Annotated in this window: 11 protein-coding genes; 5 read left to right on the top strand and 6 right to left on the bottom strand. The window is 63.8% G+C overall.

From position 1 onward, the window contains the following. Position 1: 1 nt before the first annotated feature. Genes MVC20_RS17675 through MVC20_RS17660 form a run of 4 tightly spaced genes read right to left on the bottom strand, consistent with a single transcriptional unit; the run spans position 2 to position 5,469 of the window. On the bottom strand, positions 2-1,279 hold the full coding sequence (locus MVC20_RS17675) for an aminotransferase class III-fold pyridoxal phosphate-dependent enzyme (RefSeq protein ID WP_297543780.1): 1,278 nt from the start codon (positions 1,277-1,279) through the stop codon (positions 2-4). Positions 1,280-1,283: 4 nt separating this feature from the next. Next, positions 1,284-2,429 (bottom strand): enolase C-terminal domain-like protein, encoded by a 1,146-nt coding sequence (locus MVC20_RS17670; protein WP_297543778.1) that lies wholly within the window; start codon positions 2,427-2,429, stop codon positions 1,284-1,286. Then, positions 2,426-3,019 (bottom strand): dimethylsulfonioproprionate lyase family protein, encoded by a 594-nt coding sequence (locus MVC20_RS17665; protein ID WP_297543777.1) that lies wholly within the window; start codon positions 3,017-3,019, stop codon positions 2,426-2,428. Before MVC20_RS17665 ends, MVC20_RS17670 begins: the two co-directional genes overlap by 4 nt. Continuing rightward, positions 3,016-5,469 (bottom strand): FAD-dependent oxidoreductase, encoded by a 2,454-nt coding sequence (locus tag MVC20_RS17660; RefSeq protein ID WP_297543775.1) that lies wholly within the window; start codon positions 5,467-5,469, stop codon positions 3,016-3,018. Before MVC20_RS17660 ends, MVC20_RS17665 begins: the two co-directional genes overlap by 4 nt. Before the next feature lie 71 nt (positions 5,470-5,540). On the opposite strand from MVC20_RS17660, the gene MVC20_RS17655 reads away from it, so the two are divergent. After that, on the top strand, positions 5,541-6,428 hold the full coding sequence (locus MVC20_RS17655; RefSeq protein WP_297543772.1) for a MurR/RpiR family transcriptional regulator: 888 nt from the start codon (positions 5,541-5,543) through the stop codon (positions 6,426-6,428). After that, positions 6,425-7,513, top strand: coding sequence for an aromatic ring-hydroxylating dioxygenase subunit alpha (locus MVC20_RS17650; protein ID WP_297543769.1), 1,089 nt, complete (start codon positions 6,425-6,427; stop codon positions 7,511-7,513). The genes MVC20_RS17655 and MVC20_RS17650 overlap by 4 nt, the downstream gene beginning before the upstream one ends. 66 nt (positions 7,514-7,579) lie before the next feature. Here the strand turns inward: MVC20_RS17650 and MVC20_RS17645 are convergent, their stop codons facing one another. Both MVC20_RS17645 and MVC20_RS17640 read right to left on the bottom strand, forming a co-directional pair. Beyond that, positions 7,580-8,695 (bottom strand): alpha/beta hydrolase, encoded by a 1,116-nt coding sequence (locus MVC20_RS17645; protein ID WP_297543767.1) that lies wholly within the window; start codon positions 8,693-8,695, stop codon positions 7,580-7,582. Between the two features lie 190 nt (positions 8,696-8,885). Then, a complete protein-coding gene (locus MVC20_RS17640) occupies positions 8,886-9,350 on the bottom strand; it encodes an FxsA family protein (protein ID WP_297543765.1) in 465 nt (154 codons plus the stop codon). 109 nt (positions 9,351-9,459) lie between these two features. Between MVC20_RS17640 and MVC20_RS17635 the strand changes: the two genes are divergently transcribed. Genes MVC20_RS17635 through MVC20_RS17625 form a run of 3 tightly spaced genes read left to right on the top strand, consistent with a single transcriptional unit; the run spans position 9,460 to position 11,755 of the window. Further along, positions 9,460-10,119 carry a Tim44/TimA family putative adaptor protein gene (locus MVC20_RS17635; RefSeq protein ID WP_297543763.1) on the top strand — a complete coding sequence of 220 codons (660 nt, stop codon included), beginning with the start codon at positions 9,460-9,462 and terminating at the stop codon, positions 10,117-10,119. Then, entirely contained in the window at positions 10,116-11,156 is a 1,041-nt protein-coding gene (locus MVC20_RS17630; protein WP_297543761.1) for a murein transglycosylase A, read from the top strand. Before MVC20_RS17635 ends, MVC20_RS17630 begins: the two co-directional genes overlap by 4 nt. Beyond that, positions 11,153-11,755, top strand: a complete 603-nt coding sequence (locus MVC20_RS17625; protein WP_297543759.1) for a Smr/MutS family protein — start codon at positions 11,153-11,155, stop codon at positions 11,753-11,755. The genes MVC20_RS17630 and MVC20_RS17625 overlap by 4 nt, the downstream gene beginning before the upstream one ends. Positions 11,756-11,767 lie beyond the last annotated feature (12 nt).

Here is an 11,767-nt window from a genome sequence, read left to right as displayed (position 1 = left end):
GTCAGTGTTCGCTCAGCCGTGCAGCGGCCCGTTCAATCGCCCTTGATGTCAGGTCCATATCCGCGTCGGTCAGGGCAAGAGAGGGGTAGAGTTTGCCCGCCGACTTGAAGACACCGTGGTCGCGCAGAGTTGCGTTCCAGACAGTGCCAAGGTGCGGGTCCGCATGGCGGGCGGTGCGGTAATCCTTTGGATCAGCCTGTGTGACGTAAACGTCAAACAAAGTCGGGTCGCCGCATAGCCTGTGCGCAATCCCGACCGCGTCCAGCGCCTTGGCCTGCATGTCCATCAGGGTCTGCCCCAGTTCGCGTAGCCGCTCATACTGACCCGGACGGCGCAGGATTTCCATTGTCTTGAGACCCGCAGACGCGGCGACCGGATTGCCCGACAGCGTGCCGAGCTGCATCAGCCACTTGTCGGCCCCCACGGCGGCCTTGTCGAAATGTGCCATGATCTCGGCGCTGCCCCCAAGCGCGGCCAAAGGAAATCCGCCACCGATGATCTTGCCAAGTGTGCAGATGTCGGGAACCACGCCATACCGTTCCTGGGCACCCCCATAGGCAAGGCGAAAGCCGGTCACGATCTCGTCGAAGATCAACAAGACAGCGTGCCGGTCGCACAGGTCGCGCAGGCCTTGCAGGAACCCGGGTTTCGCCGGGATGATCCGTTGCAGCGGTTCGACGATGATCGCAGCAATGTCATCGTGTTCGGTCAAGAGCGAGGCCACAGCATCCAGATCATTGAACGGGGCGATCAGCATCTCGGCGGCCACGCCCTGCGGAATGCCTGCACTGTCGGGGACGGGCGTGGGAAAATTGACCTCGCGCGCGGGGGCAAGGCTCATCTGCGCCTCGGCGGACATGCCGTGATACCCGCCTTCGAATTTCAATATCTTGGGCTTGCCGGTATAGGCGCGGGCAAGACGGATGGCATACATATCCGCCTCACCGCCCGAGGTGACGAAGCGGACCTGCTCGCAGCAGGGCACGGCCTCGACAATCGCCTCGGCCAGTTCGATGCCCTTGGCGTTGTTGGCAAAGAACGTCATGCCTTTCGGCAATTGCTCAAGCACCGCCTGCATGACCTCCGGATGCCCATGGCCCAGCAACATCGGGCCGGACCCGATCAGATAGTCCACGTATTCCCTGCCGTCTTCGTCCCAGACGCGGCTGCCCTCGCCCCGCGCGATCACGACCGAGGCGTCGAAATTTCCAAAACCCGCCGCAGGCAGCACCTCGCGGGCGCGATGGATCCATTCGGCTTGAGAGTGAATGCGGTTCATGTCTTCAATCCAGTATCAAATCGGGGGGGCCGAGGCGGTCTTGATCGACGATGATGCCGAGGCCCGGACGATCCGGAGGCGCGATGCGGCCACCGGCTCGGGTCGGTGCGTCAGGGGCAAGACGCGGGCTGACGTAGCCCGACAAATCGCAGACGTTCAGAACACGGCCCGGCGGTGTCGCGGCCCCCAGATGCAAGGCGGCAGCGGTCACGATATCGCTGCCCCAGGTGCATTCGATGCACATCTTCGCCCCGAGATGCAGGCAGAGATCGCGGGCACGACGTGTCGCGGCCAGCCCGCCGAACTTCGACAGCTTTAGCGCGACCGCGTCCATGATGCCGAGGCGGTGCGCCTCCAGAAGACTGGCCGTGTCATGGGCCAACTCGTCCAGCTTCATCGGCAGACCGGTGGCCGATTGCACCCGCGCGCAATCTTCGAGCGTGGCACAGGGCTGTTCCAGCATCACGTCCAGATGCGCCGCGGCTCGCCCGACGCGGATGGCATCCAGCGTGGTCGCGCCGCAGTTCCAGTCGCCATAGACCAGCGGGCCGGGGCCCACCGCCGCGCGTACCTTGGCCAGCCGCTCGACATCGGTCTGCCAATCACCGGATGCCCCAAGCTTGGCCTGAAACTGGGCGATCCCCTGCGCCTGCGCCTCTCGCGCGATCCGCGCCATCTCGTCCGGCTCAACGCAGGTGATAGAGTGATAGAGCGGCAGGGTCTCTTGCCGTTGACCGCCCAGAAGCGCATGAATCGGCAACCCCGTCACTTGCCCGGTGATGTCCCACAAGGCGATGTCCAAAGCGGATTTGGCATAGACATGACCGGGCAGGAACGCATCGGCCCTGGCCATCAACGCTTCGACCCCGACAGGATCACCGCCAAGGATCACCGGCGCGAGTTCCTGCAAGGCCGGGGCCACGCCGCGCGCATAGGCAGGCAGGTAATGCGGGATCGGACAGACCTCGCCCCAGCCGGTCAGGCCGGTGTCCGTATCCACCGCGATCACCACGGTGTCTACGGTGTCGCAGGTCTTGCCGTCAGCCATGTAATAGGCGGTGTGGCTGGTCAGGGGCACATGCCAAAGCCGCAGGCGCGCGATACGATGCGCGGCAACCGGCGTCAGGGCCGGGATCGGTAGAACGGTCATGCGACACCCATGCGCGGTGCGCCATGCAGCCCCGCGCCCCGCCAGAGGATCAGCGCCAGAACCGGGCTGTCCGTCGTGGTCATCGCGTGCGGCTGGTTCGACGCGTGGATGCGCGTGTCGCCTGCGCGCAGGACCTGCGCGGGCTGGCCTTCGGCCTCGAACAGGGCGTGGCCTGCGAGAATGTAATAGAGTTCCTCTGCTTCGTGCAGGTGCCAGGGGTAATACAGGTTCTCGCCCCACCACGCGATATAGGCCCGAACCGTATCCGAGTGATAATGCCCCTCGGGGCCGACCAACTCGAACCAGCCGTAACGGTTGAGGAAATCGGCACCGACCTCGTCCTCGGTATAGCTGAGCCGCCAGTCGGCAAAGTCTGCGATGTCCTGAATGCTGTTTCGCAGGGTCACGGTCGCGTCGATCGTGCCCTCGGCCCATTGGCGCAGCAGGGTTGCTGCGGGGACAGGGCGCGCAGGTCTGGGTGCGGGGGCGGCCAGCGGCCACCCGGCAAAGCCCATGAGCTCCGGGTTGGCCGCGATCAAGAGCGTGGCGGCGTGGTAGGCGCGGGCAAAGGCTTCGGCGGGATCGGTCATGCCAACGCCTCCTGCCGTGCATCCATGCGCGGGCGCTGGCTTTGGGGGTCATATGCGGCCGCCCCCAGTATGCGGCCTTTGCGGGGGGCACCGGCAATGACAAGATCGACCTCTTGACCGGGGATGTTGGCCTGCGGGCGGATATAGGCGAAGGCAAGGATCTTGCCCACGGTGTGCCCATAGACGACAGAGGCGGTGGAGCCCACGACCGTGCCGTCGATCAGCACGGGTTCGCCGCCATGCCCGTCATGTTGCCCGTCGGGGTCGATTTCGAGATAGGCGCAGACCCAGCGCAGGTCGGGATTCAGGGTCCTGTCCCGGCCCAGATACGCCTTGTCGGTGCGGGCAAGGTGCAGCACATCGGCCTCGGCAAGGGTCACTTCGTTGGTCAGTTCGGACGCGCCTTTGTAGGCCTTTTCCATCCGCAGGCTGTTCATGGCAAAGCTGCCATAATCGGTGATCCCGTGCGCCTGCCCCGCCTCGGTCAGGGCGTCATAAACGGCCAAGGCCCCGTCGCGCGGAATGTGCAATTCCCAGCCCAACTCGCCAGCGTAGGACAGTCGCATGGCCCACAGCTTGACCCCCGCCACGATGATATGCTGCGCTGACAGCCAGCGGAAGCCGCGGTTCGACAGATCGGCCTCGGTGCAGGCGCCCAGCACCGCGCGCGCGCGGGGGCCGTTCAGCGCCAGCGCTGCCCAGTCGGTGGACAGGCAGGTGATCGTGACCTCCTCGCCCGCCAGATGCGCAGCCAGATGATCCAGCAGGCGCTGTTCAAAGAACGCCGCGCAAACGAGGTAGTACTTCCCCTCTTCCAGCTTGACGACCGTGGTTTCCAGCTCGATCGTGCCCGCGCGGTTCAGCATATGGGTCAGGCCGATGCCGCCTACCTTGGCGGGCAAGCGGTTGGCGGTCAGCCGATCCAGCAGAGGCTCGGCTCCCGGCCCCTCGACAAGCACCTTGGTGAAGGCGGAGATGTCCATGATCCCCACCGCCTCGCGCACGGCGCGACATTCGGCCCCCACCACGTCATGCACCGCGGTCCGGCCAAAGCCGTAATGGTCGCGCTGTTCGATGCCCTTGGCAAAGAACCGGGGGCGTTCATGCCCGTAGACCTCTTCATACACCGCGCCCTTGGCCTTCAGCCGCTCATACAAGGGCGAAGGTTTGACGGGCCGTCCGGCCAGGCGGTTGAAATGGGGAAAGGGGATTTCGTGCCGCAGCTTGTAATCCTCATGCGCCTTGGTGACCTGCCATTCCTTGGTCGCGTAGCTGCCAAACCGGCGCGGGTCATAGTCGCGCATGGAAATCCCAGCCGCGCCGTGGACCATCCAGCGCGCCAGTTCACGGGTCAGGCCCGGCCCCCAGCCAATGCCGATCTGCGTGCCACAGCAACACCAGTAATTGCGCACGCCCGGCGCTGGGCCGATCAGCGGGTTGCCATCCGGCGGATGACTGATCGCGCCGTGCACTTCGCGCGTGATGCCCAGATCGGCAAAGATCGGCATGCGGTTCAGCGACTCTTCGAGCCACGGCATGACCCGGTCGTAATCCGCATCGAACAGCCAGTTCTCGTAATCCCACGGACATTCATCATGCCAGACAGAGTTCGGGTTCTCCTTCTCGTAGATCCCGATCAGCCCGCGCTTCTGCTCCATCCTGATATAGCCCGACACCTTGCGGTCATCGCGGATCACCGGCAGTTCGCGGTCGAGCTCGGCAAATTCCGGCACGGGTTCGGTGACGAAATAGTGGTGCGTCATCGAGGTCATCGGCAGTTGCAGGCCGGACCATTCGCCCATCTGCCGCGCATAGGTGCCGCCTGCGTTGACCACGTGTTCGCACAGGATGGACCCCTGGTCTGTCTCCACCAGCCATGCGCCCGAGGGCTGTTGCGTGATGTTGGTTGCGCGGCAGCGACGGATGATCTGCACACCCTTGGCCCGCGCACCGGCGGCCATTGCCATCGTCACATTGGTGGGATCCACATGGCCATCGTCCGGCGTATGCAGCGCGCCCAACACGCCGTCGAGATTGTAGAACGGGTGCAGTTCGGCAATCCGGTCCGGCCCCACCAGTTCGATGTTGAACCCGAGCGATCGGCCGACCGACAGGGTGTGGCGCAGCCAGTCCATCTCGTCTTGCGTATAAGCCAGTCGAAACGACCCGCAGCCATGCCAGGTCACGGGCTGCCCGGTCTCGGCCTCCAACCCGCCCGAGTAGAGGCCGATGTTGTAATCCACGCATTTGCCCAACGAGAAACTTGACGTTGAATGGGTGATCTGACCGGCGGCGTGCCATGTGCTGCCACTCGTCAATTCGGCCTTTTCCAGAAGCACCGTCTCCGCTCCCCATCCTTCGTGGCCGAGATGGTAGGCAAGGCCGACCCCCATCACACCGCCGCCAACGATGACCACGCGGGCGTGGCTGGGAAACTGCTTGTCCGACATTGTCGATTCCTTTGATCCGGGGATGCGAAACTTGTGGACAGGCTATGTGGACATTTGTATCACTGTCAATCATGAATGGCACAAATGTATCATCCCGCGTATTGGAGCGTCTCACCGAAGAGTGGGACGCCCTGACCCCCGAAGCACAAAAGGCCGCGCGCTATGTGCTGGAAAACCCCAATGATGTGGGGGTGTCTACCGTGCGCGAAATTGCCGAGGCGGCGAATGTGAAACCCAACACCTTTGTCCGCATGGCGCGGCAGGTGGGATTCGAAGGTTACGAAGACTTCCGCGCGCCGTTCCGCGAGGCGATCCGCCAAGGCGCCATCAGCTTTCCCGACCGGGCCCGCTGGTTGCAGGACATCCGCAAGTCGGGCGATCTGGGCGGGCTCTATGCCGACATGGTCGAAGGCGCGATCCGCAATCTTGAAGAAACCTTCGCCAGCATCGACTCCGACGCTCTCAAGGCCGCGGCAGAGGCGATCTGGTCCAGCCGTCAGGTCTTTACGCTTGGGGTTGGGGTAAACAACGCCAATGCGCGCAACTTTACCTACCTTGCGTCCACCGGCATGGTGCAGTTTCACGCCATCCCGCGCGAAGGCTCCACCCCAACGGATGATCTGGCCTGGGCCGACAAGCGCGATGTGCTGATTGCCATGTCGATGCGCCCCTACCGCACCGAGGTCGTCGCCGCCATCGAGGTGGCGCGCGAACAGGGCCTGACCATCATCGGCCTCAGCGACAGCCCCGCCAGCCCGATCATCCGCGCCGCCGATCACGGCTTTGTCGTCGCCGTCGACACGCCGCAGTTCTTCCCGTCGTCCGTGTCCACCATCGCGCTGCTGGAGACGCTGCTCAGCTTCGTGATCGCCGTGGCGAGCGATGAGATCGTGGACCGGGTCGAGCAATTTCACCGCCGCCGACATCAGCTTGGCATCTATATGGAGGAGCCGGAATGAAGGATGAAACAGGTCCGGTCCGGTCGTTGGGCGCGCGATATTACACCGATCCACAGATCTTTGAGGTCGAAAAGAACGGGCTTCTGACGCGCACATGGCAATTCGCCTGCCATGCAAGCCAGTTGGAGAATCCCGGCGACTACGTCGCGTTCGATCTGGTCGACGAAAGCCTGTTCGCCATCAAGGGTCGGGATGGTCAGATCCGCACCTTTTACAACGTATGTCAGCACCGTGCCCATCAGCTTGTCAGCGGCGCGGGCAGCACCCGCGTCGTGGTTTGCCCCTATCACGCGTGGACCTATGAGCTGACCGGCAAGCTGCGCGCGGCGCCCAACGCGAAATCGGTGCCGGGCTTCGACGCCTCTCAGATCTGTCTGACCGAGGTGCGGACCGAGGTGTTCCTCGGCTTCGTTTTCGTCAATCTCGATCCCAACGCCGAGCCGATGGACATATGGTTCCCGAATGTGCGGGCCGAGTTGCAAGACTTCGTGCCCAACTGGGCCGATCTGAAACCGCTGGACTGGGTCGAGATCCCCGAGACCTGCAACTGGAAGGTCTCGGTCGAAAACTATTCCGAATGCTATCACTGCACCCTGAACCATCCGACCTTCGCCACCGGCGTGATCCGGCCCGAAACCTATGACATCCAGCCACAGGGGTTTTGCCTCCGCCACACCACCGAGTGCAATGACCTCAGCCAGATGACCTATGACATCGACAGCGGGTTCGCCAATAATGACAAGTATTCCAGTTGGTTCCTCTGGCCGATGTTCTCCTTCCAGGTCTATCCGGGCAACCTGCTGAACACCTACCACTGGCGCGCGGTGGATGCCGATCACGTCGTGGTCTGGCGTGGCTGGTATTCGGTCGGGGGGTATGACGATGAAACCGTGCGCCGCATGGCCCAACAGGACCGCGCCACCACGGTCGAAGAGGACATTCACCTTGTCGAGTCGGTTCAGCGTGGGCTGAAATCGCGCGGTTACGTGCCCGGTCCCCTGGTTGTCGATCCCGGGTGTGGCGTGAATTCAGAGCATTCCATTCTTCACCTCCAGCGCTGGATGCGAGAGGCGGTCGAGGGCTGATGTGACACCTCTATTGGCGGAATGACATCGACGGCGCATGGGCCAATGCCGCCGCGGCGATTTCCGTCAGTTCCTCAAGATCATGATGGGCGTATTGGCGAGGAGTTCTTGGAACGTCGTGCTGCTCCCGGATTGGCCAAAGCGCCGGTTGGAGTTGAGCCCGCTGCCGATGATTCGGACCACCTCCGGCGACCCCGCGAACTTGGAGTGGCTGCCAGAGTTGGAATCCTCCACCTTGGACAGGTCGATGACCGTCACCCCGAGTTTTTCCAGCTGGAGCGCATCGGCCGCGCCGACGCGAGGCACGCCGCCTGCAATCCGTCGCGACAGGCGCAGCGCGGCATCATCCTGAGAGATCAAGAGATAGACCCTCTTCTTGATCGCGGGATCCAGCGCGGAAATCTGGGTGCGGAAAAGGTCGATGTCGATGTCGGGCGAGGCGAGCACGATGTGGTCAATCGGGAGACCCTTGCCAAGCCGTCCGGTTTGCTGCTGGTGGATGAGCCCTTCCATGGTCAGGAATGTGCCCATCGAATGCGCAAAGATATCGACGCTCTCGGCGCGGGTCCGGTTCAGGACCGCCGCCACATTTCTGACCTCGTGTCGGGCGATCAGGGCGCTGTTCAGGTCGTAGACATAGCGCGTGCCCTTGGCGGCCGAGGCCCATGTGAACAGCACCGGCACACCCTGGAAATCCGTGTCCTCCACGAATTGCGACAGGCGCAGCACGGCATCGCTGGCGGTATTGTTGAAACCGTGGACAAACACCAGAAGCTTGCGGTTGCCCGGCGCGCGCTTGGCCAGTTCGCGGTTTATGCCCGCGATAAAGGCCTCATCGGTGCTGTAGACGACGGGATTGACGACGGTGAATTCGCGGCGCGGGTCAGGCGGCAAGCGCTTTGGCCGCTCCAGCACGCCGACGACATGCGTGGGCGGCACAGTGGCATCGACCGAGGCCATGCCCAGATCAGGGGTGCGCTGCGACGAATAGAACGCCCCCGCCACTTCGGACGATCCTCGGGTCGACATGATGAATATCCGGTGCTTGGTCAGATCGGCAACGGTCTCGACCGGGACGTTCGCGTTGCGGATGCCAATGATCTCCGGTGCGGGTGAGCATGCCACCAGGGTCGTCACGATCAGCGCTGAAATCCAAAGTCTGAAACGAACATGAGGTGTCATGACAACTCTCTCGAAAATCATAACCGAAGTATCTCTAATTCAAACCGGTGCCTTGCCTCCGGGGCCAGCGCCTTGGCAAGCAGCTTGCCTGCGCTCCTCTTGCGGGTCAACATATTTGAGCAGGACGCGCCAATACCGCCCTGACAGGCGCTTGCCCCAAGGTTGGCGGTGTCGCGGGAGGCGTCGGGCGCTAATGCAGTCTGCGATTGGGGTCTTGGGGCGTGCGATCGGGCGTCACGTCCTCATAGTCGGTCTCGACCACATCGTCGCGGGCGGGGGGCGGGCGACCGCCCATCTCGAAGCGCTGGACATGCACGCGCTGACGGATCTGCCGGAACACGGCGCGGCGCACCGGCGGCATCAAGAGCGCAAAGCCCAGCCCGTCGGTAAAGAACCCCGGCGTGAGCAGCAGCGCCCCCGCGAACAGGATCATCGCCCCATGCGCCAGCGGCTCCGACGGATCGTCAAGCTCTGAAAACGAGCGGCGCAGGTTCGTCATCGCGACCGCCCCCTGCATCCGCAAGAGCCATGTGCCAATGACGGCGGTCAGCACGACAATCGCCAGCGTGGGCCACAGGCCGATCAGCCCGCCCACCTGAATGAACAGCGCGATTTCGATCAGCGGAACGGCGAGGAATGCCAGAAAAAGCCACATGCGCGGCCCCCCTTTGTTTTGTGACCCTTACGGTGGACTTGACCCTGTCCAGCCCCTACATAGGACTGAGCGCAGACGCTTACCATGCCCCGCACAACAAGAGGTGTCCATGAATTCGCCCATCTTGCAGTTACTGGTGCTCGCCGGTATCGCCATTTTCCTGATTTTGCGGCTCAAGAATGTTCTGGGCACGCGTGACGGGTTCGAGGGGCCGACGCGCAGCGCGCCCGCGCCCGACACCCGTCGCCGCCGCGAGTTCGAGGTGATCGAAGGGGGCCCGGACCATGACATCGTCGATCATGTGCCCGAGGATTCAGACGCCGCCGCCGCCCTGGCCGAGATGAAGCGGATCGAGCCGGATTTCAGCGTCACCACCTTTCTGCAGGGCGCGCGCGGCGCCTATGAGATGATCCTCATGGCCTTTGAGCGGGGCAAGCTGGACGAGGTGACGCCGTTTCTGGATCGCGAGGTCTACGAGACCTTTGCCCAGGTGGTCGATGCCCGGGAGCAGCAGGGGCTGACCATTGAGGCAGAATTCATCGGCGTGCGGGAATTGGCGCTGTCGGATGCAGCGTTCGATGCCGATACGCGGCGGGCAGAGATTTCCGTCCGCTATGTAGGCGAGTTGATTTCGGTCGTGCGCGACAGCAACGGCGAGATCGTCGAAGGGGCGCCGGGCCAGTCGAAACGTCAAAAGGATGTCTGGACCTATGAGCGGATCATGGGATCGGATGATCCCAACTGGCGGCTTGTTGCCACGGGCGAATGATCCGGGGGCTGTGGGGAATTGGTCTGGGGCTGTGGCTGGTGTGTGCGACACCGGCCATGGCGCAGGACGTGACCCACGAAATCCTGAGCTTTGACGATCTTGATGGATGGGCCGAGGATGATCACGCCGCGGCCCTTTCCGTTTATCTCAACACCTGCCCTGATATGAAGGACCCCGATTGGCGGTCGCTCTGTGCTCTGGCGCAGCAGCGCCCCGATGCACGGGGATTCTTCGAACTGTTCTTTCGCCCCGTCATGGTGTCCGAGGGCAAGCCCGCGCTCTTCACCGGCTATTTCGAGCCAGAGTTGCATGGCGCGTTGCGCCCCAGCGGGCGCTATCGCTATCCGGTGTATCGCGAACCGCCCGAGGCGCGGTTGTCGAATCCCTGGCTCACCCGCCGCGAGATCGAGACCACCGATGTCATGCGCGGGCGCGGGCTCGAGATTGCCTGGGTCGATGACCCGGTCGAGCTTTTTTTCCTGCAAATCCAAGGCTCCGGGCGGATCAGGCTTGAGAATGGTCAGGTGATCCGCGTGGGCTATGCGGGGGCCAATGGCCATCCCTATCGCTCGATCGGGGTCGAACTGGTGCAGCGCGGGATTTATTCGGTGCATCAGGTGTCCGCCGAGGTGATCAAGAACTGGGTGCGGCGCAATCCCGAAGAGGGGCGCGAGCTGCTCTTTCACAACCCGTCCTATGTGTTCTTTCGCCGGATTGACGATGTGCCGGCCGAGCGTGGACCGCTGGGGGCAATGAACCGGTCGGTGACGACCCTGCGCACCGTGGCGGTCGATCCGGCCTTTGTGCCCCTGGGCGCGCCCGTGTGGGTGGAAAAAGAGGGCGATGGTCCGATCCGCCGCCTGATGGTGGCGCAGGATACCGGATCGGCGATCAAGGGCGCGCAGCGCGCCGACATCTTCTTTGGCACGGGCGATGCGGCGGGTCAGGCGGCCGGGCGGCTGCGCGATCCGGGGCGGATGGTGGTGCTGATGCCCATTCAACGCGCCTACGCCATGCTGCCGGAGCAGATGCCATGAGCCGCCGGCGTGTCCGGCCCGAAGAGCTGGAGCTTTGGCAGCAGGTGGCGCGCACCGCGCAGCGCATCCGTCCCGAGGCCGCAGCGCGCGCGCCGGCACCCGCGCCGCACCCCGAACCGATGATCCGCAACCCGCGCAGCGCCCCGCCCATGCCAAAGCTCGAAGATTTCCAGATCGGGCAGAAGGCGGCGGGCGCGCCGCCCGCGCATGATGTCCTGCCCTGCCTCCCCGAGCGGCTGGCGACCGCGCCGGTGCAGATGGACAAGAAGGCGTTTCAGCGGATGAAGCGCGGCAAGCTGATCCCCGAGGCCAAGATCGACCTGCACGGCATGACCATGGAGCGCGCGCATCCCGCACTGACCGGGTTCATCCTGCGGTCCCATGCGGCGGGGCTGCGGCTGGTGCTGGTGGTGACGGGCAAGGGCAAGGATCGTGACACGGGTGGGCCGATCCCGGTGCGGCACGGTGTGTTGCGTCACAACGTGCCGCAATGGTTGCGGATGCCGCCGCTGGCCTCGCTGGTGTTGCAGATCACCGAGGCGCATCTGAAACACGGCGGCGGCGGGGCCTATTACGTCTATCTGCGGCGGCAGAGATAAGGGCGGCCCACT

Source organism: Roseovarius sp. (assembly GCF_027019125.1).
Classification (GTDB): Bacteria; Pseudomonadota; Alphaproteobacteria; order Rhodobacterales; family Rhodobacteraceae; genus Roseovarius.
Note: the sequence above shows the minus strand (reverse complement) of the source record. Positions and strands in the feature narration are given on the sequence as shown.

Bases quoted from the DNA above. Each gene is read 5' to 3' on its own strand.
- MVC20_RS17665 (WP_297543777.1), bottom strand. From the start codon at position 3,019: ATGACCGATCCCGCCGAAGCCTTTGCCCGCGCCTACCACGCCGCCACG.
- MVC20_RS17655 (WP_297543772.1), top strand. From the start codon at position 5,541: ATGAATGGCACAAATGTATCATCCCGCGTATTGGAGCGTCTCACCGAA.
- MVC20_RS17635 (WP_297543763.1), top strand. From the start codon at position 9,460: ATGAATTCGCCCATCTTGCAGTTACTGGTGCTCGCCGGTATCGCCATT.
- MVC20_RS17670 (WP_297543778.1), bottom strand. From the start codon at position 2,429: ATGACCGTTCTACCGATCCCGGCCCTGACGCCGGTTGCCGCGCATCGT.
- MVC20_RS17650 (WP_297543769.1), top strand. From the start codon at position 6,425: ATGAAGGATGAAACAGGTCCGGTCCGGTCGTTGGGCGCGCGATATTAC.
- MVC20_RS17660 (WP_297543775.1), bottom strand. From the start codon at position 5,469: ATGTCGGACAAGCAGTTTCCCAGCCACGCCCGCGTGGTCATCGTTGGC.
- MVC20_RS17630 (WP_297543761.1), top strand. From the start codon at position 10,116: ATGATCCGGGGGCTGTGGGGAATTGGTCTGGGGCTGTGGCTGGTGTGT.
- MVC20_RS17640 (WP_297543765.1), bottom strand. From the start codon at position 9,350: ATGTGGCTTTTTCTGGCATTCCTCGCCGTTCCGCTGATCGAAATCGCG.
- MVC20_RS17625 (WP_297543759.1), top strand. From the start codon at position 11,153: ATGAGCCGCCGGCGTGTCCGGCCCGAAGAGCTGGAGCTTTGGCAGCAG.
- MVC20_RS17645 (WP_297543767.1), bottom strand. From the start codon at position 8,695: ATGACACCTCATGTTCGTTTCAGACTTTGGATTTCAGCGCTGATCGTG.
- MVC20_RS17675 (WP_297543780.1), bottom strand. From the start codon at position 1,279: ATGAACCGCATTCACTCTCAAGCCGAATGGATCCATCGCGCCCGCGAG.